This is a genomic window from Roseateles sp. GW823-FHT07B05 (assembly GCF_058794515.1).
Genome location: NZ_JBXAGX010000001.1, coordinates 593,141 through 616,758, shown reverse-complemented (window position 1 = coordinate 616,758; position 23,618 = coordinate 593,141). Strand labels below are relative to the sequence as shown.

Genomic DNA, 23,618 nt, shown 5'->3' with positions numbered 1-23,618 from the left:
CTCGTGAGGCGGATTCGGAACCTGCGCGATCAACAGATGGGGCCCGAGTCGGGCAGCCACCGAAAGACCCAGTAACGCTATTGCGAAGCCGTATTATGCCGGGCTAAAACGCCTGAGCCTTCGTATAAGACGAATGCCATAATCCCGCGCTGCTGTCCGGACCCGCCCACGCCTTGGCCACCGACAAAGAACTCAACGATTTCCTGCGTACCGTGGACCGCCGCGCCTTCAAGCGCACGGCCTACCTCGTCCGCGATGACGATGCCGCCCTGGACATCGTGCAGGACGCCATGATCAAGCTGGCCGAGAACTACTTCGACCGCCCCCCGGCGGAGCTGCCGCTGCTGTTCCAGCGCATCCTGTCGAACGCGACGATGGACTATTTCCGTCGCCAGAAGACGCGCAACGCGGTCATGACCAACATGTCGGACTTCGAAGGCGCCTCGTCCGACGACGATTTCGACCTGCTGGAGATCCTCGAGTCGCAGGACGGCGCCCTGGGCGCGCTGAGTGCTGCCGACGAGGTCAGCCGGGCGCAGATCTTGCAAAGAATCGAGGCCGAGGTCGAAACACTGCCGACGCGTCAACGCGAAGCCTTCCTGCTGCGTTACTGGGAGGAACTGGATGTTGCCGAGACCGCTGCCGTGATGGGCTGCTCGGAGGGCAGCGTGAAAACGCACTGCTCCCGAGCCGTTCATGCATTGGCCAAGGCGCTCAAGGCCAAGGGGATCACGCTATGAAGTCGCCGAATTTTTCCGCTCCGTCCGCTGATCTGGACGACCGCCTGGAGGCCGGCGTCACGCGCTTCGGCCTGCGCGTGGCGGCCGGCCTGACCGAACGCAGCGCTGCACTGCCGCACGACGTGTCCGAGCGACTGCGCTTCGCGCGTGAGCAGGCGCTCGCCCGCGCCGCCGCGGCTCGGGCCGCCAGCACCGCCACGGCCCCGGCCAGCACCCAGGTGGTGCAGGCCGGTGGCAGCACACTGGCCCTGAACGGCGGCCCGCGTGGTGGCGATGGCGGCCTGTGGGCCAAGCTGGTGTCGGCGCTGCCCCTGCTGCTGCTGCTGGCCGGCCTGCTGCTCATGCAGCAAAGCCACTTCAACCAGCAGATCGCCGCGCAGGCCGAGGTCGACACCGCGCTGCTCAGCGACAACCTGCCCCCTGCCGCCTTCAGCGACCCCGGCTTCGCGGAATTCCTGAGAGATGGTGAAGAATGACCGGATGTTCATGATCCGAGCCGCGACCACGCTGCCCGCCCGACCACCCCGCCTGCTGATCGCCCTGCTGCTCAGCGCAGCGGGGCTTTCTGCTTTTGCGCAGGCGACAGACGCGGCATCGGCGCCCCAGGCGGCGGCCAGCGCGGCGATGCCGGCTGCCAAGACGAAGCCATTGCCCAGGGCGGTGTCGCCCACCTCGCTCGGCGCACCGCCGGCGAACTGGAGCGGCCTGACGCCCAAGCAGCAGGCGCTGCTGGCGCCTCTGGAGCGCGACTGGCCCGGCATCTCCGACCCGCAGCGCAGCAAGTGGCTCAGCGCCACGCCGGCGCTGGCCACCATGTCGGGCGAGGAAATCAAGCGCGTGCATGACCGCATGCGCGACTGGGCGCAACTGAGCACGGCCGACCGGCTGAATGCGCGCATCGGCTTCCAGGTCGCGCGGCAGTTGACCGCCGAGCAACGCCAGGCCCGCTGGGAGGCCTACCAGGCGCTGCCCGCCGCGGAGCGCCAGGCACTGGCCGACAAGGCCATCGCGCGCCGCGAGGCGCAGGCCGCGCCGCGCACCTCGCCCAAGTCGATGGAGGCCAAGCCCAAGTCCAACATCGTGCCGACGGCGCCCAAGCTGCAGCCGTCGGTGCCCGTGACGGCCGGCCTCGTGCAGGCCAAGCCCGGCGCCACGACAGTGCTGATCTCGCGCCGGCCGACGCCGCCGCGCCACCTGGCGGCCGGCGAGACCAAGGTCATCGCCGATCCGGCGCTGGTGGACCCGCAGACGCTGCTGCCGCGCTCGCTGAAGGCGCCGCCCGCGTCCGCGCCCGGCCGATGACGGCGGTGGCCGACCCAAGCGCCACGCCCCCGGGCCTGGCGCGGCGCTTCGCAGCCTTCCTCTACGAAGGCGTGCTGCTGTTCGGCGTGATCTTCTTCGCCGGCTTCCTGTACTCGGTGCTGACGCGCCAGCAGCACGCGCTGGAAGGCCGCGTGGGCCTGGGACTGTTTCTGTTCCTGGTGCTGGGCCTGTACTTCGTCGGCTTCTGGACGCGCTCGGGCCAGACGCTGGCGATGAAGACCTGGCATCTGCGCGTCACCGACGCCGCCGGCCGACCGCTGGGCTGGGGCCGCGCGCTGCTGCGCTACCTGTTCAGCTGGCTGTGGTTCATGCCGGCGCTGGTCAGCGTCTGGGCGCTGGGCCTGCATGGCGGCGCCGCCATCATCGGCAGCCTGATGGCCGGCATCGGCGGCTACCTGCTCATCGCGCGCCTGCACCCGCAGCGACAATTCCTGCACGACGCGATCTGTGGCTCGCGCGTCATCACTCAACTTCCCGTGCGCCCATGACCAACCCCCACAAGGGCCGCACCGGCCTGGACCGCATCATCCACGCCGCCGGCTATTCCTGGGCAGGCCTGAAGGCCGCCTACACCGGCGAGAGCGCCTTCCGCCAGGAGACCTGGCTGTGCATCGTCGCCGCGCCGTTCGCATTCTGGCTGGCCCGCACCTGGGAGCAGGCGGCGCTGCTGCTGGGCTCGTTGCTGCTCATCCTCATCGTCGAGTTGCTGAACTCGGCCGTGGAAGCGGTCGTCGACCGCGTGTCCTTCGAGCGGCACGAGCTGTCCAAGCGCGCCAAGGACATCGCCAGCGCCGCCGTGCTGATGGCGCTGGTGCTGGCCGCCGGCATCTGGGGCGCGGCCATCTGGCAGCACCTGCGCTGACGCGGTGACACGCGGGCCATGACGTCGGCCCGGGGCTTCCAGCTGCTGCCATCCGGCATGGCCGGCGTGCAGGCCGTGGCGGCCGACTCGGCCCACACCTTCGGCCGTCACACGCACGACCAGTTCGGCATCGGCCTCATCGAGCGCGGCGCGCAGAAGTCGGCCAGCGGGCGCGGCACCGTCGAGGCGCTGGCCGGCGACCTGGTGACGGTCAACCCCGGCGAAGTGCACGACGGCAAGCCCTTCGACGCCAGCGGGCGGCGCTGGCGCATGCTGTACCTGGACCCGGCCGTGCTGCAGGACGCCGCGGCCGACATCGCCCCGGCAGCGGCCTTCGAATTCACCGCGCCGGTGCTGCGTGGCGCTCCGCTGATGGCGCGTTTTGCCGCCCTGTTCGACGCCGCCACGGCGCCGGGCGACGTGCTGCGCTCGGACGCCGCGCTGCTGGCCCTGGTGGCCGGGCTGCTGAAGCCCGCGCGCCGGCCGGCCGCCGTCGGCGCAGGCGTCGCGGCCGCCCGGGAGCGCATGGACGACGACCCGGCCACGGCGCTGACGCTGGCCGGGCTTGCCGCCGACGCGGGCCTGAGCCGCTACCAGTTCTTGCGTGCCTTCACGCGCCTCACCGGCCTGCCGCCGCATGCCTATCTGCTGCAGCGCCGCGTGCAGCGGGCCCGCCGGCTGGTGCGTGCCGGCCTGCCGCTGGCCGAGGCCGCCGCGGCCAGCGGCTTCGCGGACCAGCCGCACATGACGCGCTGCTTCGTGCGCAGCTTCGGCCTGACGCCCGGCGCGTTCGCGCCGCGCTGAAATTTCGTTCAAGACCGCGCGGCAATGGCGCCGCAGCATGGCCCTCCCACAACGGAGTGCCTGCATGAACCTCGAATTCCTGACCGTCTCGCTGCTCGTGATCGCCTCGCCCGGCACGGGCGCGGCCGTCACCATCGCCACCGGCCTGTCGCGCGGCGCACGCACGGCGGCCGTCGCGGCGCTGGGCTGCACGCTGGGCATCGTGCCGCACATGCTGGCGGCGGTGACGGGCCTGGCCGCGCTGCTGCACGCCAGCGCCCTCGCCTTCGACGCCGTCAAGTTCGCCGGCGTGGCCTACCTGCTCTACCTGGCGTGGCTGACGTGGCGTGAGCAGGGCGTGCTGGCGATCGAGCTGGACGGTGCCGAACGCTCCGACTGGCAGGTCATCCGGCACGCCGTGCTCGTGAACCTGCTCAACCCCAAGCTGTCGATGTTCTTCCTGGCTTTCCTGCCGCAGTTCATCGCCAAGGATGACGCGGCACCGATGCTGGCGATGCTGCAGCTGTCGGCCATCTTCATGGCGATGACCTTCGCGGTCTTCGCGCTCTACGGTGCCTTCGCGGCGCGCATGCGCGAGCGGGTGCTGGGCAGCGCGACGGCCATGGCCTGGCTGCGGCGCAGCTTCGCGGCCACGTTCGTGGCGCTCGGGGCGAAGCTGGCTTTCACGTCGCGTTGAAGCGATCCGGCGTATCTCGGGCCGAGCGCCGGGTCGCTCCCAAACCGGCCCGTCTGGCGATGCCGCGAGCATCGCCGTCACATCAGGGAACCGACCAGATGCGCGGCGTTCAGCCTGCGCAGCTGGGCGAGGGGCACGTCAGACGGCGGCTTCGTCCGTCTCGCCGGTGCGGATGCGGATGACCTGTTCCACCGGCACGACGAAGATCTTGCCGTCGCCGATCTTGCCGGTCTTGGCGGCTTTCAGGATCGCGTCGATGCAGCGGTCGACCTCGTCGTCCTTCACGACGACCTCGACCTTGACCTTGGGCAGGAAGTCGACGACGTACTCGGCGCCGCGGTACAGCTCGGTGTGGCCCTTCTGGCGGCCGAAGCCCTTGACCTCGGTGACCGTCAGGCCCGAGGCGCCCACCTCGGCCAGCGCCTCGCGGACTTCGTCGAGCTTGAAGGGTTTGATGATGGCGGTGATCTGCTTCATGGGGCGAGGCTCCTGGTTTCGTCTGGCGTCGATTTAAGCATGTTCATCCGGCACGCGATCCAGATCGGCCAGCCAGACGGCCGCTTCGGAATCGCTGGGCATGCGCCAGTCGCCCCGTGGCGACAGCGAGCCGCCGCTGCCGACCTTGGGCGCGTTGGGCACGCAGCTGCGCTTGAACTGGCTGCCCTTGAAGAAGCGCTGCACGAAGATGCGCAGCACGCGCTTGATCTCGGCGAGCGCGTAGGCCTCCTGCCAGGCGTGGCGCGCCAGGAAGGCGATCTTGGCCGGCGCGTAGCCGTGGCGCAGCGTGTAGAACAGGTTGAAGTCCTGCAGCGCGTAGGCGCCCACGGTGCCCTCCGTGCTCTGCAGGCTGCCCGGGATCAGCTCGGGGCTGATCTCGGTGTCGAGGATGTCCAGCAGCACCTGGGTGTCCGTGCCGGCGCCCAGTTGCCCGGTCTCGGCCACCCAGCGCACCAGGTGCTGGATCAGCGTCTTGGGCACGCTGGCATTCACGTTGTAGTGCGACATGTGGTCGCCCACGCCGTAGGTGCACCAGCCCAGCGCCAGCTCCGACAGGTCGCCCGTGCCCAGCACGAGGCCGCCCGACAGGTTGGCCAGGCGGAACAGGTGGCTGGTGCGCTCGCCGGCCTGCACGTTCTCGAAGGTGACGTCGTAGACCGGCTGCTCGTCGCGGTGCGGGTGGTCGATGTCCTGCAGCATCTGCGTGCAGCTGGGGCGGATGTCGATCTCGCGCGCCTCGCAGCCCACGGCAGCCATCAGCCGCAGCGCCTGGGCGCGGGTGCGCTCGCCGGTGGCGAAGCCGGGCATCGTCACGCCGATGATGTTGGTGCGCGGCAGGCCCAGCGCGTCCATCGCGCGGGCGGCCACGAGCAGTGCATGCGTGGAGTCCAGCCCGCCCGAGATGCCGACGACGAGCTTGTGGATGCCGCTGGAGGCCAGGCGCTGCGTCAGGCCCTGCACCTGGATGTTGTAGACCTCCTCGCAGCGCTCGTCGCGGCGGCTGTGGTCCGCGGGCACGTAGGGGAAGCGTTCGACACGACGACGCAGGGCCAGCGGCCGGTCGCGGACCAGGCCCAGCTGGAAGCCCACGTGGCGGAAGGCGCTCAGCTGCGCGGCGTGCACGCGCACGGACTGGCCAAAGCTCGTCTGCCGCATGCGCTCGCGGGCCAGGCGCTCCAGGTCCACGTCGGCCGTCACCAGCTGCGAGCGGCGCTGGAAGCGCTCGGACTCGACCAGCAGCTCACCGTTCTCGCAGACGAGGGCCTGGCCGTCCCAGGCCAGGTCGGTCGTCGACTCACCCGCACCGGCCGATGAATAGACGTAGGCCGCCAGGCAGCGTGCCGACTGCTGCGACACCAGCTGGCGCCGGTAGCCGGCCTTGCCGATGACGACGTTGGACGCCGACAGGTTGACCAGCACCGTTGCCCCCGCCAGCGCCGCGAACGAGGACGGCGGGATGGGCGTCCACACGTCCTCGCAGATCTCCACGTGCAGGCGCAGCAGCGGCAGGTCGTCGGCCGCGAAGATCTGGCGGCTGCCAAACGGCACCTGCTGGCCCAGCAGCACGACGCTGTCCACCGTCGCCTCCTCGCCCGACGCGAACTGGCGCGCCTCGTAGAACTCGCCGTAGTTCGGCAAATAGGTCTTGGGCACGACGCCGAGGATGCGGCCGCGCAGCAGCACGACGGCGCAGTTGAACAGGCGCTGCTCGACGCGCAGCGGCAGGCCGACGATGGCGACGGTGGGCAGATCCACGGTGGCGGCCAGCACGGCGGCCAGCGCTGCCTCGCAGCCGTCGAGCAGCGCGCGCTGGTGGAAGAGGTCGTCGCAGCTGTAGGCCGACAGGCCCAGCTCGGGGAAGGCCACGACGGCGGCGCCCTCGCCCGCGGCCTGCTTTAGCAACGCAATCGTCTGTTCGGCGTTGAACGCCGGATCGGCCACGCGGCACAGGGGCACGCCCACGGCGAGGCGGGCGAAATCATGACTGTAGAGGTTGTCGAAACGCATGGGCCGCATCCTGCCATCAAGCGGGCCCGCCGGCAGCTGGCGGGGCACGCAAGAAGCCCCGCCCCGCGGGCGTGAATGCCAACTGCCGTTCCAATACGGCGCCATGCCCACCCTCCGCGTCGACGACTCACCCGCTGCCCTGCCTCGCGAAGCCTGGAACCGCCTGCTGGCGGCATCGCCCCGTCCCACGCCGTTCATGCGCCACGAGTACCTGCAGGCGCTGCACGACTCCGGCTCGGCCACCGCCGACACCGGCTGGCAGCCGCAGTTCCTGTCGCTGTGGCAGGGCGACGAGCTGCTGGCCGCCTGCCCGGCCTGGCTGAAGGGCCATTCGTACGGGGAGTACGTGTTCGACTGGGCCTGGGCCGACGCCTATCGTCGCCACGGCCTCGCCTACTACCCCAAGCTGCTGGTGGCCGTGCCGTTCACGCCGGTGGCGGGCAGCCGGCTGCTGGCGGTGGACGACGACGCCCGTGCGCTGCTGGCGCAGGCCCTGCGCGCGCTGGCGAGAGAGGCGGACACGTCGTCGCTGCACGTGCTGTTCGGCGACGCAGCCGACCAGGCCGCGCTGGCCGCCGCCGGCTGCACCGCGCGCCACGGCGTGCAGTTCCACTGGACGGCCGAGGGCGATGCCGACTTCACCGCCTTCCTCGCCCGGCTGCAACGCGACAAGCGCAAGAAGATCCAGCAGGAGCAACGCCGCGTGCGCGAGGCCGGCGTCGAGTTCCAGGCGCGCGAGGGCGCGGCCATCTCGGCCGAGGACTGGGACTACTTCTACCGCTGCTACCAGCAGACCTACCGCGAGCATCACAGCACGCCCTACCTGAGCCGCGACTTCTTCGCCCGCATGGCGAGCGACATGCCCGAGCACTGGTTGATGTTTGTCGCGTATCGCGAGGGCGAGCGCGTCGCCACGTCGCTGATCGCGCTGGATCCGGCGCACCGCGCCGCCTTCGGCCGCTACTGGGGCGCCACCGCGCACATCCCCAACCTGCACTTCGACGCCTGCTATTACCAGCCGCTGGCCTGGTGCATCGCGAACGGCTATCTGCGCTTCGAGGGCGGCGCGCAGGGCGAGCACAAGATGGCGCGCGGCCTGATGCCCACGCCCACCGCGTCCAGCCACTGGCTGGCGCATCCGGCATTTGCCGATGCCGTCAACGACTTCCTGGCGCGCGAGGGCGAGGCCATGACGGGCTATCTGAGCGAACTCAACGAGCATGCGCCGTACAAAGCAAAAGACGCCGCGGATGCGGCGTCTTCATGATCGGGCGCGGGCCTGATTACTTCTGCTCAGCCTTGGCGTAGTTGGCCATGCCTTCGGTGATTTCCGACTTGGCCTTCTCCGGGCCTTCCCAGCCCTTGACCTTGACCCACTTGCCCTTCTCCAGGTCCTTGTAGTGCTCGAAGAAGTGCTGGATGGCCGACAGGCGCATCGGGTTCACGTCCTCGATCTTTTCCCAGTGGCTGTACATGGGCAGGATCTTGTTGGTGGGCACGGCCAGCAGCTTGGCATCGCCACCCGCCTCGTCGTCCATCATCAGCACGCCCAGCGGGCGGCAGGTCACGACGACGCCAGGCGTCAGCGCGAACGGGGTGATGACCAGCACGTCCACCGGGTCGCCGTCATCGGCCAGCGTGCGCGGGATGTAGCCGTAGTTGCACGGGTAGTACATCGGCGTGGTCAGGAAACGGTCGACGAACAGCGCGCCGGTTTCCTTGTCGACCTCGTACTTGATCGGGTCGGCATTCATCGGGATCTCGATGATGACGTTGAACTCGTCGGGCGCCTTGGCGCCGGGGGACACGTTGTGCAGGCTCATGGTCGTCGTTCTTAGGGGCTGGAAAACCCGCATTCTAGTTTTGCTGGTAAACGCTCCCCTTACAGCGCAAGACCCGCCCTTAAGCTCCGCCGCGCAGGCCCCTCGCAGCCCGCGTGGGCCCACCAGATCACACGCACCTGAGGAGACGAATACATGTCGACGGAGATGGCGCTGTATTTCGCGCTGGCTTGTGGCCTCGCGGCCGTTCTTTATGGGTTCATCCAGCGCAGCTGGATCTTGAGCCAGGACGCGGGCAATGCCCGCATGCAGGAGATCGCGACTGCGATCCAGCAAGGTGCCGCCGCCTACCTGGGCCGGCAGTACCGCACCATTGCCATCGTCGGCGTCGTGCTGGCCATCGCCATCGCGGCGTCGGGCCTCGGCATGACGACGGCGGTCGGCTTCGTCGTCGGCGCGGTGCTCTCGGGCATCTGCGGCTTCATCGGCATGAACATCTCGGTGCGCGCCAACGTGCGCACCGCGCAGGCCGCCACCAAGGGCATCGGCCCGGCGCTGGACGTCGCCTTCAAGGGCGGCGCCATCACCGGCATGCTGGTCGTGGGCCTGGGCCTGCTGGGCGTGGGCGGGTTCTACCTCGCCATCGGTGGCGGGCATGACAGCGCGGCGCTCAAGCCCATGCTGGGCCTGGCCTTCGGCTCGTCGCTGATCTCGATCTTTGCGCGGCTGGGCGGCGGCATCTTCACGAAGGGCGCCGACGTCGGCGCCGACCTCGTCGGCAAGGTCGAGGCCGGCATCCCCGAGGACGACCCGCGCAACCCGGCGGTGATTGCCGACAACGTCGGCGACAACGTCGGCGACTGCGCCGGCATGGCCGCCGACCTGTTCGAGACCTACGCCGTCACGCTGATCGCCGCGATGGCGCTGGGCGCGCTGATGGTGGTGGGCGACTCGGCCGCGGCCGGCGTCATCTACCCGCTGGCTCTCGGCGGTGTCTCCATCATCGCGTCCATCATCGGCTGCTACTTCGTCAAGGCCAGCGACGGCATGAAGAACGTGATGCCGGCGCTCTACAAAGGCCTCATCGTGGCCGGCGTGCTGAGCCTGATCGCCTTCTTCTTCGTCACCCGGGCGATGTTCCCCGGCGACATCCAGCTCGCCGGCGGCGGCACCACCAACGCGATGGCGCTGTTCGGCGCCTGCACCGTGGGCCTGCTGCTGACCGCGGCCATGGTGTGGATCACCGAGTACTACACCGGCACGCAGTACCACCCGGTGCAGCACGTCGCGCAGGCCTCCACCACCGGCCACGGCACCAACGTCATCGCGGGTCTGGGCGTGTCGATGAAGTCCACCGCCTGGCCGGTGCTCTTCGTCTGCGCGGCCATCTACTCGGCCTACGGCCTGGCGGGGCTGTACGGCATCGCCGTCGCGGCTACGTCCATGCTCAGCATGGCCGGCATCGTCGTCGCGCTGGACGCCTACGGCCCCATCACCGACAACGCCGGCGGCATTGCCGAGATGAGCGAGCTGCCCGACAGCGTGCGCGACGTCACCGACCCGCTGGACGCCGTGGGCAACACCACCAAGGCCGTCACCAAGGGCTACGCCATCGGCTCGGCCGGCCTCGCGGCGCTGGTGCTGTTTGCCGACTACACGCACGCGCTGGAGGCGCGCGGCATGCACGTGGTGTTCGACCTGTCGGACCACAAAGTCATCCTCGGCCTGTTCCTCGGCGGGCTGATCCCCTACCTGTTCGGCGCGATGGCGATGGAAGCCGTGGGCCGGGCGGCGGGTGCCGTCGTCGTGGAAGTGCGCAAGCAGTTCGCCGACGGCGCCATCATGGCCGGCCAGCGCAAGCCCGACTACAGCGCGGCCGTCGACATGCTGACCACCGCGGCCATCAAGGAAATGATCGTGCCGTCGCTGCTGCCGGTGGCCGCACCCGTCATCGTCGGGCTGGTGCTCGGCCCGGCCGCTTTGGGCGGCCTGCTGATGGGCACCATCGTCACCGGCCTGTTCGTCGGCATTTCCATGTGCACCGGCGGCGGCGCGTGGGACAACGCCAAGAAGCTCATCGAGGAAGGCTTCAAGGACGACAAGGGCGTCGTCCACAAGAAGGGCGGCGAGGCGCACAAGGCCGCCGTGACCGGCGACACCGTGGGCGACCCCTACAAGGACACCGCCGGCCCGGCCGTGAACCCGCTCATCAAGATCATCAACATCGTGGCGCTGCTCATCGTGCCGCTGCTGCCGCTGCCCGCTGGCAGCAAGGCGCCGGAGCCGACGCCCGCCGCAGCCACGGCGGCTGCCCCCGCGGCACCCGCCGCCAGCCTGAGCGAGGCGCCCGCCTCCGCGGCATCGCAGTAAACCCCGAGAAGCTCAAGCCCGAAAGGCCCGCGAATTCACGGTTCGCGGGCTTTTTTCGCATCGGGCCCACGGCAAAATTGCACGCATGGCGAGCATGGCGATCACGAGGCACGAACTGACGCGGCGACGCGAGCAGTTGCAGGACCTCCAACGCTACCTCGCGGTGCTGGAGGCCGACCACGACGGCGCTCGCGCCAAGCTGCTGGGGTTCCGGCTGCGCTACCTGGAGGCGTTAGGCCCGCTGATGCAGGAGCTGGACGCGCTGGAAGCCCAGCTGCAGCAGGCCACCGCGCTGTTGGCCGAGGCGCTCAAGCGCCAGGGCGTCGACGCGCCCATGCCGGCCGCGCCGCGCGCCCGGCCCTGGCCCGACGTCCCCGCCCTGCCCGACCCGGTGCCGCTGCCGCCCGAGCCCACGGGCCCCATGACCGACCTGCCGCCGCCCAGCCTGAAGACGCTGTACCGGCGCGCGGCCATGCGCTTTCACCCCGACCTGGCGCCCTCGGGCCCGGAGCGCGAGGTGTGCGAGCAACGCATGATGGTCGTCAACGAGGCCTACGCGAACAGCGACCGCGCCCGGCTGGAAAGCCTGCTGCTGGCCGCGGGCGAGCTGCCCGAAAAGGTGATTGGCGGCCCGGCGGACGCGGTGCGCGCCTGGCTGGGCCTGTGCGAGCACATGGTGCAGGGCCGCATTCGCGTCGTGCAGGCGCAGACGCTGGTGTTGCAGAACCTGCAAATGCACCAGCTGCGCGTGGCCATCGAGCGCGCCGAGACTGGCGGCATGAAGCCGCTGGACATCATGGCCAACCGGCTGCGTGCGCAGATCGCAGAGCGCCGCCAGGAGCTCTACATCGGCGAGCGCGTGGGCAGCGATGCGAGGCTGGCGGCGGACTTCCTGAGGAAGCGGTATCAGCGGGTGACGGGCCTCGGGCTCGGTTGAGCCGAGGCCGCAGCGCGCTCAAGCGCCGTCGTTCTTGACCTGCGGGTCGGCGCTGGAGTACAGCTGCGTGGGCGCCTGCGTGCTGGAGAAGATCAGCAGCACGCCGACGGTGACCTGCGCCTGCGTCGTGACCGGCACCGTCACCTGCTTCTGATCGGCCGACGGAATGAAGCTGGGGTCGACCGCCACCGTGTCCGTGCGGTCCGACACCGCGCCCACCAGCACCCAGTTGCAGCCGCTCTGCTGCGGTGACGCCATCGCGAAGGTGATGCCGCCGGAGGACTGCTTGATCTTCAACGGCTGCGTCGCGGGCTTCTTGCAGGCACTGTCGGAGAAGAACAGGCAGGCCGCACTGTTGGGATCAGTCAGCGAAGGGGCGACCTGCACGTAGTAGGTCACCGGGTTTTGTGCAGTGACAGCGGTCACATAGATGGCGGAAGCAGAGGGCATGGGTTCACCTTTCGGTCACAGGTTGGGGTTGAGGGATGGTCAGGGAGAAGCGTTCGACGTCAACGCACTTTGTGCCTGGAGCCATTGCTCATGGCTCTGCACATCGCCGGCCCGCCCCAGGCAGCGCGCCACCTGGGCGGCCACCTGGGTCAAGCCGGCGTGAACGTGATGCAGGGGCGCCAGCAGCGGGCTCTGCAATTCGGTGGCCAGCTCCTGGCAGCGCTGCGCACGCTGCGCAGCCTCTGGCGTGAGTTCGGTCGCCGCCAGCAGGCGAAGCTCCAGCAGCGACTGGCGCAGGTTCAAGTCCAGCGGCGAAGCCCGCTGATCGGTTTGCAGCAGTTCCACCGTGGCGCGCAAGCTGTCTTGCGCGACCGCAACGCCGCCCGTCGCCAGCAAGGCTCGCGCCTGCATCTGGTTCAGCTCGGCGCGCAGCGGATGCCAACGCGGGGAGCGCTTGCCAGCCTCCAGCTCGGCCAGCCGCTGCTGCAGCGCCGCCACGACCGCCGCAGACGGCGGCTTAACCTGGCTGCGCAGCAGGCCGGCCTCCGTCCGAATGAGCCGGTAGACCGCCTTGCGGTTCTTGGGATCAATGTCGTGCAACGCCCGGAAGGCCCGGATGGCGCGCCCGAACATGCCCGCCGCATCCTCCTTGCGCCCTGACTGGAGAAGTACATCGCCAAGGGCGTAAGCGCTATTGCCCAGTTCCTCCAGCCACCCCTGATCGGCAGGGAATTTCTGGCACAGCGCCTCGGCCGTCTCCAGGGCCTGCCTGAACACGGCTTCCGCCTGGACGTAGCGGCCCCGCTGCGCCAGCGTGGAGCCCAGCCAGCTCAGGCTGTCGGACCACTCGGCCGTCAATGCGGCGTCACCCGGCTTGCGTTGCAGCACTTCCAGCTTGAGCGCGACGGAATGGCGGAAGGACTGCTCGGCCTCGGCCAGTTGCCCCTGGTCCAGCGCCAGCGACCCGAGGTTGTTTTCCGCATACCCCACTTCCGCCGTGGCGTCGTCGTCCTGCGGCATGGCCTGCAGCCAGCGCTGGCTGACGTCCCGGTACCGATCCCAGGCTACCTTCGCCTCGGCAAAGCGGCGCTGCGTGTAGTGGATGTGCCCCAGCCAGAACGCCGCCTGCCCCTGCGCCTTGCGCCACGCCGCCAGCATCTGCGGTTGCGGCGGATCGCCCTGCAGCAGCGCGTTGGCGGCCGTCAGCGGTTCGATGGCGGCGTCCAGCTCGCGCTTGGAGACGCGCACCTCGCCGATCACCGTCAAGGCCTTGGCGCGCTGCAGCCGGGCCAGCGGGCCGGCCTCGGCGTCTTCGGCCAGGAAGCCCAGCGACTTGGCACCCACGCTGTCCAGCAGCTCCAGCCGCCCGATGGGCCGCAGCTTGTCGGCGAACTCGCCCAGCATGTAGCTGAGCAGGTCCTCCGCCTGCTGGCGGCGGGCCTGGGCCTGCTGCTCGGCGGCCTCGGCGCGGCGGGCCTGCAGCGCGCTGACGGTCGTCAGCCCCACCAGCGCCAGCACCGCCGCCGCCCCCGCGGCCACGGCCACGCGGTGGCGGCGCACGAAGCGGTTCAGCACGTAGAGCCGGCTGTCGGGCCGGGCCATGATGGGCTCGTGGTCCAGCCAGCGCTGCAGGTCGTCGGCCATCGCCTGCGCGTTGGCGTAGCGCTCGGCGGGCGACTTCTTCAGCGCCTTGGCGATGATGGTGTCGAGGTCGCCGCGCAGCTCGCGGGCCTGGCGGGCGATGGCGTCGTCCTCGTGGTCGACGGCCACGTCGGACAGCCGCTTGGGCACCAGCTCCACCACGGCCTTGAGCCGGTCCAACTGGGTCTGCGTGTCGTCGGCCGTCGGGTGGCGGCCGCCCAGCAGCAGGTAGAGCAGCACGCCCAGCGCGTAGACGTCGGTGGCCGTCGTCACGTCGGCCTGCTGCACCTGCTCGGGCGCGGCGAACTGCGGCGTGAAGGCGCTGCCGGCGCGCTGCGTCAGCTCGGTGGCAGCAGCGCCCTGGCTGGCCTGGGTGGCGTCGGCCAGCAGCTTGGCGATGCCGAAGTCCAGCAGCTTCACGTCGCCCTGCTCGGTGACGAGGATGTTGCTGGGCTTGAGGTCGCGGTGCAGGATGAGCCGCGCATGCGCGTGGGCCACGGCGGCCAGCACGTCCAGGAACAGGCGCACGCGGTCCTGCACGCCCAGCTGGTGCGCGCGGCAGTAGGCGTCGATGGGCCGACCATCGACGTACTCCAGCACCAGGTAGGGCTGGCTGCCCTGGCCGGCCTGGTGCAGCCCGGCGTCCAGCAGCCGCGCGATGTGCGGGTGCGACAGCCGCGCAAGGATCTCGCCCTCGCGCGCGAAGCGGCCGGCGTCGCCGCGGCCCAGCAGGCCGGTGGTCAGGAACTTGACGGCCACCTGGCCCTCGAAGCGCCCGTCGGCCCGACGCGCCAGCCACACGGTGCCCATGCCGCCCTGCCCCAGCTGGCGCTCCAGCACGTAGGGGCCGAGGGCCTGGCCGGCGAGGTCCGGCGGCGCTTCGTCGTCGGGCACGGAGGCCAGTGCCTCCTGCCATTGCGCCACCACCGGCTCGCTGAGGAAGCCTTCGGCCTCCAGCGCGTCGGCCTGCGCGAGCAGGCGGCGCAGCTGGTCGGCCGTGGCGGCGTCGTCGGCCTGCAGCGCGTTCAGGCGCTCGGCACGGGCCGGCGGGGCCAGGTCCAGCAGCTCATCGAGCAGCGGGCTCAGCGACAGCCAGCGTTGCCGGTCGAGCGCAGCCATGTCAGCCCCCGAGGCTCATGGACAGGAACAGCCGCGCCTTCTGCCAGTCGCGCTGCACGGTGCGCTCGGTGATGCCCAGCGCGTCGGCGATCTCCTGCTCGCGCAGGCCGGCGAAGTAGCGCATCTCCACGACCTTGGCCAGCCGCGGCTCCAGTTGGGCCAGTTCGTCCAGCGCCTCGTGCACGCGCAGCAGGTCGTCGTCGGCCTGCGGCAGCTGATCGGCCAGCGCCGTGTCCAGCGTCAGGTGACCCACGCCGCCGCCGCGGCGCTCGGCCTGGCGGGCGCGCACCAGGTCGATGACGACGGAGCGCATGGCCTGGGCCGCGTAGGCCAGGAAATGGCGGCGGTCGGGGAAGCTGGCGCCGTCGGCGCCGGCCAGGCGCAGCCAGGCCTCGTGCACCAAGGCGGTGGTGTCCAGCAGCGTGACATGGCCCGCCTGGCGCACGTGGCGGCGGGCCAGGCGCTGCAGGTCCACGTAGAGCTGCGCCACCACCTGGTCGGCGGCGGCGCGGTCGCCTTGCCCGGCGGCCTGCAGCAGTTGGGTGATGGCTTGCACCGGCCGGACTCTAACGGCTGGCTGCGGCGGAGCGACAGCACGGCAGCGGTGATCGCCGCGTTTTGAATATTTTTTTCAGGCGGCGTGTCGGGTTTCGTGTCGCCCCGGCGTTCTGTCAGATGAGGGCCGATCGCGCGCCCGGCCCGGGAGGCGGCGCAAGCCGGGGCCGTCGGGCGATCGCCCCTCACCCACCGCCTGCGGCCCGTGGCCGCGCGCGCGACGCAACCGCCCTTGCAAAAAACGCCATGTCCCCAGCGCCTCTCCTCGCCGACACCCCAGCCCCCAGCCAGCGCGCCGGCTCGTCCACGCGGCTGCCGCAGGCCGAGTCCATGGCCGCGTTCGGCCTGCGCACGTCGCGCCATTTCGCGCAATGCCGGCGCGAGAGCGGGCAGCTGGCGCTGGTGTGGATCGAGGTGGACGCGCTGGCACGTGCCGACGGCGGGCTGGACCCGGCCGAGCACGACGCACTGATCCAGACCGTCAGCCTGCGGCTGCGCAACCGGGTGCGCGGCTCGGACGAGGTCGTCTACATGGCCGGCAACAGCTTCGCCGTGCTGCTGCTGGCGGCCGGCGCCGCCGAGGCCCGCCTCGTGGAGCAGCGGCTGCTGCAGGCGCTGCGCGGCGCCTACTGTGTGGACAGCCGGCTGATCCAGCTGGGCGTGCAGCTGGGCACCGCGCTGTTCCCGCAGGCCGGGCGCAACGGCGCCGAGCTGGCCGAGGCAGCGCGCGCGAACCTCGCGATGCGCGGCTGAAACGCAGAGATTTCGGGCCGAGCGCCGGGCCGCCCTAAGCCGGCCCACCGGGCGATGTGCTGGCGGCTCGACGCCGCCAGCATCGCCGTCCCCTCGGGGGCTGAGGCCGAACACAGGGCGCCCAGTGGGCGGCATGTGCCTGCCGAAGGGCTGCGGCGCTGCCGCAGCGCGGTCTGCAAGACCGATCAGACCGCCCGCGTTCAGCGAGGCGGGCTGAGCGAGGGGCTCCTCACACCTCCAGCCACTCCTTGCGGATATAGGCATTGCCGCGCAGCTCGGCCGGCGTGCCCTCGAACACGATGCGGCCGTGGCCCATCACGTAGCAGCGCTCGGAGATCTCCAGCGCGATGGCCAGCTTCTGCTCCACCAGCAGCACGGCGATGCCGCGGTTCTTCAGCTCCTTGAGGTACTCGGCCACCAGCTCGACGATCTTGGGCGCCAGGCCCTCGGTGGGCTCGTCGATCATGATGAGGTCGGGGTCGCCCATCAGCGTGCGGCACAGCGTGAGCATCTGCTGCTCGCCGCCTGACAGCACGCCGGCCTCGGTGTGCTGGCGCTCCTTGAGCCGCGGGAACATGCGGTACATGTCGTCGAAGCTCCAGCGCGGCTTGGCCTGCTTGCCCTTCTCGCCCAGCATCAGGTTCTGGTGCACCGTGAGCTTGGGGAAGATGTCGCGGTTCTCGGGCACGTAGCCGATGCCGAGATGAGCAATCTCGTAGGCCTTGCGGCCCACCAGCTCCATGTCGCCGAACTTGACCGAGCCCTTGGCGTCGACCTGGCCCATGATGGTCTTGACCATCGTGGAGCGGCCCGCACCGTTGCGGCCCAGCAGGCTGACGATCTCGCCCGGGTTCACCTGCAGGCTCACGCCGTGCAGCACATGGCTCTTGCCGTAGAAGGCGTGGACGTTGTCCAGCTTGAGTGTGCGCTGCTGGGTCATGCTGCCGCCGCCTGTGTTTCTGCGAGCACGGAGCCCAGGTAGGCCTCCTGCACCCGCGCATTCGCGCGGACGGCGTCCGGCGTGTCGAAGGCGATGACCTCGCCATAGACCAGCACGGCGATCTTGTCGGCCAGGCCGAAGACGACGCCCATGTCGTGCTCCACGGTCAGCAGCGTCTTGCCGACGGTCACCTCGCGGATCAGCTGGATGAAGCGCTTGGTCTCGCTCTTGCTCATGCCCGCCGTGGGTTCGTCCAGCAGGATGACGCTGGAGCCGCCGGCGATGGTGATGCCGATCTCCAGCGCCCGCGCCTCGGCGTAGGTGAGGTTCATGGCCAGCACGTCGCGGCGCTTGTCGAGCTTGATCATCTCCAGGATCTGCTCGGCACGGTCGTTGGCGTCGTCCAGGTCGGCCAGGAACTTCCAGAACGCGTAGCGATGGCCCAGGCTCCACAGCACGGCGCAGCGGATGTTCTCGAACACCGACAGCCGCGTGAACAGGTTGGACACCTGGAAGCTGCGCGACAGGCCCTGGCGGTTGATCTCGTAGGGCTTCCTGCCGTCGATGCGGGAACCGTGCAGGTGGATCTCGCCCGAGGTCGGCGCGAAGCGGCCGCTGATGAGGTTGAACAGCGTGCTCTTGCCCGCGCCGTTGGGGCCGATGATGGCGACGCGCTCGCCGGCCTGCACGGCCAGGTTGGCGCCGCGGATGATCTCGCTCTTGCCGAAGCTCTTGCGCACATCGCGCAGTTCGAGGGCGTAACTGCTCACAGCGCTTCCCTCCGCTTGATCTCTTTTTCGATGTCTTCCTGGATCTCGCCCCACTGGTGCACGTAGTGCCGCCGCGCCAGCTCGAACAGGCCGACACCCACGACGATCATGAAGCCGGCGCCGAACCACGCATCGATGCCGCCGCTGTCCAGCGTCGCGCCCAGGAAGCGCAGCTCGGGGCCCAGCGCCTCGTTGAGCTGGCGGTGGTACAGCATCTCGATCATGGCGGCCGCACCCACCAGCGCGGCCAGCGCCGCGCCGCCCAGCGCGAGGTAGGACGTCCAGATCCTGCCCAGCTTGCCGAAGGCCGCCACGCGCAGGTTCATCAGGATCAGGCTGGCCACGCCGCCCGGCGCGTACATGACCATGAACAGGAAGATCAGCCCCAGGTACAGCAGCCAGGCCTTGGTCAGCTCCGCCAGCATGACGCCGCAGAACACCATCAGCACCGCGCCGATGATGGGGCCGAAGAAGAACATCGCGCCACCCAGGAAGGTGAACAGCAGGAAGGCGCCCGAGCGCGCGGCATGCAGCACGTCGCCACCGTTGACGATCTCGGTGTTGAGGGCGCCCAGGCCGCCCGCAATGCCGGCGAAGAAGCCGGAAATCGCGAACGCGAGGAAGCGCACCCAGTGCGTGTCGTAGCCGATGAACTCGACGCGCTCGGGGTTGTCGCGCACCGCGTTCAGCATGCGGCCCAGTGGCGTGCGCGTCAGCGCGAACATCAGCGCCGTGCAGACGAAGCAGTAGACGGCGACGAGGTAGTAGACCTGGATCTGCGGGCCGAACGAGATGCCCATGACCGGCTGGCCGACGACGCGGTTGCTGGACACGCCGCCCTCGCCGCCGGAGAACTCCGGCAGCATCAGCGCCAGCGCGAACACCAGCTCGCCGATGCCCAGCGTGATCATCGCGAACGGCGTGCCGGCCTTCTTCGTCGACACGTAGCCCAGCAGCACCGCGCACAGCAGGCCGGCCATGCCGCCCACCAGCGGGATCAGGCTGACCGGCAGGCCCAGCGTGCCCGCGCCCACCTTGTTCAGCGCATGGATGGCCAGGAAGGCGCCCATGCCGCTGTAGACGGCGTGGCCGAAGCTCAGCATGCCGCCCTGCCCCAGCAGGATGTTGTAGGCCAGGCAGGCAATGATGCCGATGCCCATCTGCGTGAGCATGGTCTGCGCGAGGCCGCTGGTCCAGATCTTCGGCGCCACCAGCAGGGCCAGCGCGAAGAAGCCCCAGATGATCCAGCGCCCGACGTTCAGCGGCTTGAAGTGAAATTCCTTGACCTTGCTCATGTCAGTCCTCCCGCGTGCCGAGGAGGCCCTTGGGCCGGAAGATCAGGATCAGCACCATCAGCAGGTAGGGCAGGATGGGCGCCACCTCGGCCATCGTCAGGCGCAGCAGCGGGTAACCCGGCGTGGTCTGCGTGACGGTGAAGCCCAGCGACGTCAGCAGCGTCGCCAGCGAGCCGTTGACGGTCAGCGGCAGCGTCTGCAGCAGACCCACGACGATGGAGCCGACGAAGGCGCCGGCCAGCGAGCCGATGCCGCCGACCACGACGACGACGAAGATGATGGCGCCGATGAAGGCCGCCATGTTGGGCTCGGTCACGAAGGTGATGCCGCCCACCACACCGGCCAGCCCCGCCAGCGCGCAGCCGCTGCCGAACACCAGCATCAGCACGCGCGGCACGTTGTGGCCCAGCGCCTCCACCATCTCAGGGTGCGTCAGCGAGGCCTGGATGACCAGGCCGACCCGGGTGCGTGTCAGCAGCAGCCACAAGGCCAGCAGCATCAGCAGCGCCACGGCCATCATGAAGACCTTGGTCAGCGGGAAATTGCTGCAGGACACCGCCGCCGCGCAGACCTCCGGCCCGGCCTTGCCCAGCACCAGCGACATGCCCTGCGCCGCGTGCGACACGATGGTGAACGCCGAGCCCTGCAGCTCCGGCGGCGGCGTGAACGGCACGGCCGTGCGGCCCCACACCAGCTGCACCAGCTCCAGGATCACGTAGGACAGGCCGAAGGTGATGAGCAGCTCCGGCACATGGCCGAACTTATGCACGCGCCGCAGCGCCAGCCGCTCGAAGCCCGCACCCATCACGCCCACGGCCAGCGGCGCCAGCAGCAGCGCCGGCCAGAAGCCCAGCACGCCCACCAGCGAGTAGGCGACGTAGGCGCCCACCATGTAGAAGCTGGCATGCGCGAAGTTCAGCACGCCCATCATGCTGAAGATCAGCGTGAGGCCCGAGCTGAGCATGAACAGCAGCAGCCCGGACGACAGGCCGTTCAGCAGGTTGATGAAGAGTTGATCCAAGGGCAGCAGCCAGCAAGGTTCAGGGATCGCGCCGCCGAGATGAAGCGGCGGCGCGGTCGGATCAGGCGCTCAGGCGATCAGCCGGGCCTTTTCATCTGGCAGGACGTCGGCGTGGAAGACACGTACGAGTCGTACTGCTTCACCGGCGCCAGCGTCATGCCCGTCTTCTCCGGGCTGTAGGGGTACTTGGCATCGGCCTTCTGCCAGACCGAGATGAACAGCGGCTGCTGCAGCTGGTGGTCGGTCTTGCGCATCGTCACTTCGCCGTTGAAGCCCTTGACCGTCAGGCCTTCCATCGCCGCGGCCACCTTCACGGGGTCGGTGGACTTGGCGTTCGCCATGGCCTGGCTCAGCATCGTGTAGATGTTCTGGATGCTGAGCGTGTACATGTCGTCGCTGAAGCGCTTGTTGTACTCCTCGGCATCCTTCTGCGCCTGGCCGCCCATGTTGTAGTGGCTGTAGGCCACCTGGAACACGCGGCCCGCGCCGCCGGAGCCCAGCGCCGTCGGCGTGCCGGTCACGCCGGTGTAGTAGGTGAAGAACTTGCCGTTGTAGCCGGCCTCGTTGGCGGCCTTCACCAGCAGCGCGAGGTCGGAGCCCCAGTTGCCGGTGATGACGGTGTCGGCGCCGCTGGCCTTGATCTTGGCGACGTAGGGCGCGAAGTCGCGCACCTGGGCCAGCGGGTGCAGGTCCTCGCCGACGATCTGGATGTCGGGGCGCTTGCGGGCCAGCGTTTCCTTGGCGTACTTGGCGACCTGGTGGCCGTGCGCGTAGTTCTGGTTCAGCAGGAAGACCTTCTTGACGTCGGCCTGGTCCTTGATGAACGACGACATGGCTTCCATCTTCATCGACGTGTCGGCGTCGAAGCGGAAGTGCCAGTAGCTGCACTTGCTGTTGGTCAGGTCCGGGTCCACCGCCGAGTAGTTCAGGTAGACGATTTCCTTGCCGGGGTTGCGCTCGTTGTGCTTGGTGACGGCGTCGCTCAGCGCCAGCGCCACGCTGGAGCCGTTGCCCTGCATGATGTAGCGGATGCCCTGGTCGGCCGCAGCCTTCAGCAGGTTCAGCGACTCGGCGGGGCTCAGCTTGTTGTCGAAGGTGACGACCTCGAACTTCACGCCGGCGGGGTTGCTCTTGTTGAACTTCTCGCCAAGGAACTGGAAGGTCTTGACCTGGTTCTGCCCCACGGGGCCCATCAGGCCGGAGAGCGCATCGATGTAGGCCAGCTTGACCGTCTCGCCCTTCTGGGCGTGCGCGGCACCCGCGGCAAGCGCAAGGGCCGCAGCGGCCGTGAGTGCGCGCACCGGGAAGCGGACCGAGGTGATGTCCAACATGCTTGTCTCCTTGTTGTGGATGGGAACGGAAATGTAGGCGCCGGGCGACCGCGGATCACGCCGTCGGCAGGCGGTGGTCCTTGAGCTGGTCGCGCAGCTTCAATTTCTGGATCTTGCCGGTGGCGGTGTGCGGGATCTCGCTGACGAAGACGACGTCGTCCGGCACCTGCCACTTGGCGATGCGGCCCTCGTAGAAGGCCAGCAGTTCCTCGCGCGTGACGGTGGCCTCGGGCTTCTTCACGACCACCAGCAGCGGGCGCTCGTCCCACTTCGGGTGGCGTGCCGAGATGACGGCCGCCTCATGCACGGCCGGGTGGGCCATGGCGATGTTCTCGAGGTCGATGGATGAGATCCATTCGCCGCCGGACTTGATGACGTCCTTGCTGCGGTCGGTGATCTGCATGAAGCCGTCGGCATCGATGGTGGCCACGTCGCCGGTCGGGAACCAGCCCGGCTCGCCGTCCACGCTGACCAGAGGCGACGCATCGTTCTTGAAGTACTGGCTGATGACCCAGTGGCCGCGCACGACGAGGTTGCCGGCTGATGAGCCGTCCCACGGCAGCGAGCGGCCGTCGTCGTCGATGATGGCCATGTCCACGCCGTAGATGACGCGGCCCTGCTTCTCCAGCAGGCGCTGCTGCGCCTCGGCCGGCAGACTCAGCTGGCGCGTCGTCAGCTTGGACAGCGTGCCCAGCGGCGACATCTCCGTCATGCCCCAGGCGTGGATGACCTCGATGCCGAAGTCGTCCTGCAGCGACTTCATCATCGCCGGCGGGCAGGCCGCGCCGCCGATGACGGTGCGCTTGAAGCTGGAGAACTTCAGGCCGCCCGCCTTCACGTAGTTCAGCAGGCCCAGCCACACGGTGGGCACACCGGCCGAGAACGTGACCTGCTCACCTTCGAAAAGTTCGTACAGGCTCTTGCCGTCCAGGTGCGGGCCCGGGAACACCAGCTTGAAGCCCACCAGCGCCGCGCTGTACGGCAGCCCCCACGCGTTGACGTGGAACATCGGCACGACCGGCAGCACCACGTCGCGGCTGGAGCAGTCCATCGCGTCCGGCAGCGCCGCCGCGTAGGCGTGCAGTACGGTGGAGCGGTGGCTGTAGACGGCGCCCTTGGGGTTGCCCGTGGTGCCGGACGTGTAGCAGATGCTGGAGGCGGTGTTCTCGTCCAGCGCCGGCCAGGCGTAGTTGCCGTCTTCAGCGGCCAGCAGGTCGTCGAAGCACAGCAGGCCAGGAATGGCGCTGGCCGCCGGCATGTGGGCGCGCGACGTCATCAGCACGAAGTGCTGCACCGTCTTCAGCGCCGGCGCGATCTTCTCGACCAGCGGCAGGAAGGTGGCGTCGAAGCAGAGCACCCGGTCCTCGGCGTCACTGGCGATCCAGACGATCTGCTCGGGGAACAGCCGCGGGTTGATCGTGTGGCAGACCAGCCCCGAGCCCGAGGCGCCGTAGTAGATCTCCAGATGCCGGTGGCCGTTCCAGGCCAGCGTGGCCACGCGGTCGCCGGGCTGGCAGCCCAGCCGCGCGAAGGCCTGCGCGGCCTGGCGGGAACGCAGCGCGACTTCGCGCCAATTGCTGCGATGCAGGTCGCCCTCGACCCGCTTGCTGACGATCTCGGTCTCTCCCGAATGCCGCTCGGCGTGCTTCAGCAACGACGAGATCAGCAGCGGGTCCGACATCATCCGGCCCATCAATGCCATGGTTGTCTCCTGGCGGTGTTATCGGTCCAGTCTAGCCCGCGGT

Annotated in this window: 23 protein-coding genes; 11 read left to right on the top strand and 12 right to left on the bottom strand. The window is 69.4% G+C overall.

Annotated features, from left to right (window positions below):
- Positions 1–173: 173 nt before the first annotated feature.
- From AC1Q7O_RS02490 to AC1Q7O_RS02460, 7 genes are all read left to right on the top strand, one after another.
- Complete coding sequence (locus tag AC1Q7O_RS02490) at positions 174–740, top strand: RNA polymerase sigma factor (protein WP_492658571.1); 567 nt, start codon at positions 174–176, stop codon at positions 738–740.
- Entirely contained in the window at positions 737–1,216 is a 480-nt protein-coding gene (locus tag AC1Q7O_RS02485) for a DUF3619 family protein (RefSeq protein ID WP_492658572.1), read from the top strand. Before AC1Q7O_RS02490 ends, AC1Q7O_RS02485 begins: the two co-directional genes overlap by 4 nt.
- Before the next feature lie 4 nt (positions 1,217–1,220).
- Positions 1,221–2,042 (top strand): DUF3106 domain-containing protein, encoded by an 822-nt coding sequence (locus AC1Q7O_RS02480; protein WP_492658573.1) that lies wholly within the window; start codon positions 1,221–1,223, stop codon positions 2,040–2,042.
- Positions 2,039–2,551, top strand: a complete 513-nt coding sequence (locus tag AC1Q7O_RS02475) for an RDD family protein (RefSeq protein ID WP_492658574.1) — start codon at positions 2,039–2,041, stop codon at positions 2,549–2,551. The genes AC1Q7O_RS02480 and AC1Q7O_RS02475 overlap by 4 nt, the downstream gene beginning before the upstream one ends.
- Complete coding sequence (locus AC1Q7O_RS02470; RefSeq protein ID WP_492658575.1) at positions 2,548–2,925, top strand: diacylglycerol kinase; 378 nt, start codon at positions 2,548–2,550, stop codon at positions 2,923–2,925. Before AC1Q7O_RS02475 ends, AC1Q7O_RS02470 begins: the two co-directional genes overlap by 4 nt.
- A gap of 18 nt (positions 2,926–2,943) precedes the next feature.
- Positions 2,944–3,729: an AraC family ligand binding domain-containing protein gene (locus AC1Q7O_RS02465; protein WP_492658576.1), complete on the top strand. Its 786-nt coding sequence runs from the start codon at positions 2,944–2,946 to the stop codon at positions 3,727–3,729.
- A 64-nt stretch (positions 3,730–3,793) separates the two neighbouring features.
- Positions 3,794–4,405, top strand: coding sequence for a LysE family translocator (locus tag AC1Q7O_RS02460; RefSeq protein WP_492658577.1), 612 nt, complete (start codon positions 3,794–3,796; stop codon positions 4,403–4,405).
- A 138-nt stretch (positions 4,406–4,543) separates the two neighbouring features.
- On the opposite strand, the gene AC1Q7O_RS02455 is transcribed toward AC1Q7O_RS02460, so the two are convergent.
- Together AC1Q7O_RS02455 and AC1Q7O_RS02450 are read right to left on the bottom strand one after the other, a co-directional pair.
- Positions 4,544–4,882 carry a P-II family nitrogen regulator gene (locus AC1Q7O_RS02455; RefSeq protein WP_268151514.1) on the bottom strand — a complete coding sequence of 113 codons (339 nt, stop codon included), beginning with the start codon at positions 4,880–4,882 and terminating at the stop codon, positions 4,544–4,546.
- A 33-nt stretch (positions 4,883–4,915) separates the two neighbouring features.
- Positions 4,916–6,910, bottom strand: coding sequence for an NAD(+) synthase (locus AC1Q7O_RS02450; protein WP_492658578.1), 1,995 nt, complete (start codon positions 6,908–6,910; stop codon positions 4,916–4,918).
- A gap of 103 nt (positions 6,911–7,013) precedes the next feature.
- Between AC1Q7O_RS02450 and AC1Q7O_RS02445 the strand changes: the two genes are divergently transcribed.
- Positions 7,014–8,177 (top strand): GNAT family N-acetyltransferase, encoded by a 1,164-nt coding sequence (locus AC1Q7O_RS02445; RefSeq protein ID WP_492658579.1) that lies wholly within the window; start codon positions 7,014–7,016, stop codon positions 8,175–8,177.
- A 16-nt stretch (positions 8,178–8,193) separates the two neighbouring features.
- Here AC1Q7O_RS02445 and ppa read toward each other — a convergent pair whose 3' ends face one another.
- Positions 8,194–8,733, bottom strand: coding sequence for an inorganic diphosphatase (gene ppa, locus AC1Q7O_RS02440; RefSeq protein WP_492658580.1), 540 nt, complete (start codon positions 8,731–8,733; stop codon positions 8,194–8,196).
- A 153-nt stretch (positions 8,734–8,886) separates the two neighbouring features.
- On the opposite strand from ppa, the gene AC1Q7O_RS02435 reads away from it, so the two are divergent.
- Both AC1Q7O_RS02435 and AC1Q7O_RS02430 read left to right on the top strand, forming a co-directional pair.
- Positions 8,887–11,061 (top strand): sodium-translocating pyrophosphatase, encoded by a 2,175-nt coding sequence (locus tag AC1Q7O_RS02435; RefSeq protein ID WP_492658581.1) that lies wholly within the window; start codon positions 8,887–8,889, stop codon positions 11,059–11,061.
- 94 nt (positions 11,062–11,155) lie between these two features.
- Positions 11,156–11,998: a J domain-containing protein gene (locus tag AC1Q7O_RS02430; RefSeq protein ID WP_492658582.1), complete on the top strand. Its 843-nt coding sequence runs from the start codon at positions 11,156–11,158 to the stop codon at positions 11,996–11,998.
- Between the two features lie 18 nt (positions 11,999–12,016).
- Here AC1Q7O_RS02430 and AC1Q7O_RS02425 read toward each other — a convergent pair whose 3' ends face one another.
- Genes AC1Q7O_RS02425 through AC1Q7O_RS02415 form a run of 3 tightly spaced genes read right to left on the bottom strand, consistent with a single transcriptional unit; the run spans position 12,017 to position 15,764 of the window.
- A complete protein-coding gene (locus tag AC1Q7O_RS02425; protein WP_492658583.1) occupies positions 12,017–12,448 on the bottom strand; it encodes a DP-EP family protein in 432 nt (143 codons plus the stop codon).
- Between the two features lie 39 nt (positions 12,449–12,487).
- Positions 12,488–15,208 (bottom strand): protein kinase domain-containing protein, encoded by a 2,721-nt coding sequence (locus tag AC1Q7O_RS02420; RefSeq protein WP_492658584.1) that lies wholly within the window; start codon positions 15,206–15,208, stop codon positions 12,488–12,490.
- Between the two features lies 1 nt (position 15,209).
- Complete coding sequence (locus AC1Q7O_RS02415; protein WP_492658585.1) at positions 15,210–15,764, bottom strand: ECF-type sigma factor; 555 nt, start codon at positions 15,762–15,764, stop codon at positions 15,210–15,212.
- 245 nt (positions 15,765–16,009) lie between these two features.
- Here AC1Q7O_RS02415 and AC1Q7O_RS02410 point away from each other — a divergent pair, with 245 nt between their 5' ends.
- The gene (locus AC1Q7O_RS02410; protein WP_492658586.1) at positions 16,010–16,516 is read left to right on the top strand and encodes a diguanylate cyclase domain-containing protein; all 507 of its coding nucleotides are present in this window, start codon (positions 16,010–16,012) and stop codon (positions 16,514–16,516) included.
- 229 nt (positions 16,517–16,745) lie between these two features.
- Here the strand turns inward: AC1Q7O_RS02410 and AC1Q7O_RS02405 are convergent, their stop codons facing one another.
- From AC1Q7O_RS02405 to AC1Q7O_RS02380, 6 genes are all read right to left on the bottom strand, one after another.
- Positions 16,746–17,456, bottom strand: a complete 711-nt coding sequence (locus tag AC1Q7O_RS02405; protein WP_492658587.1) for an ABC transporter ATP-binding protein — start codon at positions 17,454–17,456, stop codon at positions 16,746–16,748.
- Positions 17,453–18,226: an ABC transporter ATP-binding protein gene (locus AC1Q7O_RS02400; RefSeq protein ID WP_492658588.1), complete on the bottom strand. Its 774-nt coding sequence runs from the start codon at positions 18,224–18,226 to the stop codon at positions 17,453–17,455. Before AC1Q7O_RS02400 ends, AC1Q7O_RS02405 begins: the two co-directional genes overlap by 4 nt.
- The gene (locus AC1Q7O_RS02395) at positions 18,223–19,521 is read right to left on the bottom strand and encodes a branched-chain amino acid ABC transporter permease (RefSeq protein WP_492658589.1); all 1,299 of its coding nucleotides are present in this window, start codon (positions 19,519–19,521) and stop codon (positions 18,223–18,225) included. The genes AC1Q7O_RS02400 and AC1Q7O_RS02395 overlap by 4 nt, the downstream gene beginning before the upstream one ends.
- Position 19,522: 1 nt before the next feature.
- A complete protein-coding gene (locus tag AC1Q7O_RS02390) occupies positions 19,523–20,548 on the bottom strand; it encodes a branched-chain amino acid ABC transporter permease (RefSeq protein ID WP_492658660.1) in 1,026 nt (341 codons plus the stop codon).
- Between the two features lie 71 nt (positions 20,549–20,619).
- Positions 20,620–21,873: a branched-chain amino acid ABC transporter substrate-binding protein gene (locus AC1Q7O_RS02385; RefSeq protein WP_492658590.1), complete on the bottom strand. Its 1,254-nt coding sequence runs from the start codon at positions 21,871–21,873 to the stop codon at positions 20,620–20,622.
- A 55-nt stretch (positions 21,874–21,928) separates the two neighbouring features.
- The gene (locus AC1Q7O_RS02380; protein ID WP_492658591.1) at positions 21,929–23,575 is read right to left on the bottom strand and encodes a 3-(methylthio)propionyl-CoA ligase; all 1,647 of its coding nucleotides are present in this window, start codon (positions 23,573–23,575) and stop codon (positions 21,929–21,931) included.
- Positions 23,576–23,618: the final 43 nt, after the last annotated feature.

What these genes read in the sequence shown, in the direction of transcription:
- AC1Q7O_RS02485 (WP_492658572.1), top strand. Translation starts at nt 737, where the DNA reads ATGAAGTCGCCGAATTTTTCCGCTCCGTCCGCTGATCTGGACGACCGC.
- AC1Q7O_RS02480 (WP_492658573.1), top strand. Translation starts at nt 1,221, where the DNA reads ATGTTCATGATCCGAGCCGCGACCACGCTGCCCGCCCGACCACCCCGC.
- AC1Q7O_RS02475 (WP_492658574.1), top strand. Translation starts at nt 2,039, where the DNA reads ATGACGGCGGTGGCCGACCCAAGCGCCACGCCCCCGGGCCTGGCGCGG.
- AC1Q7O_RS02470 (WP_492658575.1), top strand. Translation starts at nt 2,548, where the DNA reads ATGACCAACCCCCACAAGGGCCGCACCGGCCTGGACCGCATCATCCAC.
- AC1Q7O_RS02465 (WP_492658576.1), top strand. Translation starts at nt 2,944, where the DNA reads ATGACGTCGGCCCGGGGCTTCCAGCTGCTGCCATCCGGCATGGCCGGC.
- AC1Q7O_RS02460 (WP_492658577.1), top strand. Translation starts at nt 3,794, where the DNA reads ATGAACCTCGAATTCCTGACCGTCTCGCTGCTCGTGATCGCCTCGCCC.
- AC1Q7O_RS02455 (WP_268151514.1), bottom strand. Translation starts at nt 4,882, where the DNA reads ATGAAGCAGATCACCGCCATCATCAAACCCTTCAAGCTCGACGAAGTC.
- AC1Q7O_RS02450 (WP_492658578.1), bottom strand. Translation starts at nt 6,910, where the DNA reads ATGCGTTTCGACAACCTCTACAGTCATGATTTCGCCCGCCTCGCCGTG.
- AC1Q7O_RS02445 (WP_492658579.1), top strand. Translation starts at nt 7,014, where the DNA reads ATGCCCACCCTCCGCGTCGACGACTCACCCGCTGCCCTGCCTCGCGAA.
- ppa (WP_492658580.1), bottom strand. Translation starts at nt 8,733, where the DNA reads ATGAGCCTGCACAACGTGTCCCCCGGCGCCAAGGCGCCCGACGAGTTC.
- AC1Q7O_RS02435 (WP_492658581.1), top strand. Translation starts at nt 8,887, where the DNA reads ATGTCGACGGAGATGGCGCTGTATTTCGCGCTGGCTTGTGGCCTCGCG.
- AC1Q7O_RS02430 (WP_492658582.1), top strand. Translation starts at nt 11,156, where the DNA reads ATGGCGATCACGAGGCACGAACTGACGCGGCGACGCGAGCAGTTGCAG.
- AC1Q7O_RS02425 (WP_492658583.1), bottom strand. Translation starts at nt 12,448, where the DNA reads ATGCCCTCTGCTTCCGCCATCTATGTGACCGCTGTCACTGCACAAAAC.
- AC1Q7O_RS02420 (WP_492658584.1), bottom strand. Translation starts at nt 15,208, where the DNA reads ATGGCTGCGCTCGACCGGCAACGCTGGCTGTCGCTGAGCCCGCTGCTC.
- AC1Q7O_RS02410 (WP_492658586.1), top strand. Translation starts at nt 16,010, where the DNA reads ATGTCCCCAGCGCCTCTCCTCGCCGACACCCCAGCCCCCAGCCAGCGC.
- AC1Q7O_RS02405 (WP_492658587.1), bottom strand. Translation starts at nt 17,456, where the DNA reads ATGACCCAGCAGCGCACACTCAAGCTGGACAACGTCCACGCCTTCTAC.
- AC1Q7O_RS02395 (WP_492658589.1), bottom strand. Translation starts at nt 19,521, where the DNA reads ATGAGCAAGGTCAAGGAATTTCACTTCAAGCCGCTGAACGTCGGGCGC.
- AC1Q7O_RS02385 (WP_492658590.1), bottom strand. Translation starts at nt 21,873, where the DNA reads ATGTTGGACATCACCTCGGTCCGCTTCCCGGTGCGCGCACTCACGGCC.
- AC1Q7O_RS02380 (WP_492658591.1), bottom strand. Translation starts at nt 23,575, where the DNA reads ATGGCATTGATGGGCCGGATGATGTCGGACCCGCTGCTGATCTCGTCG.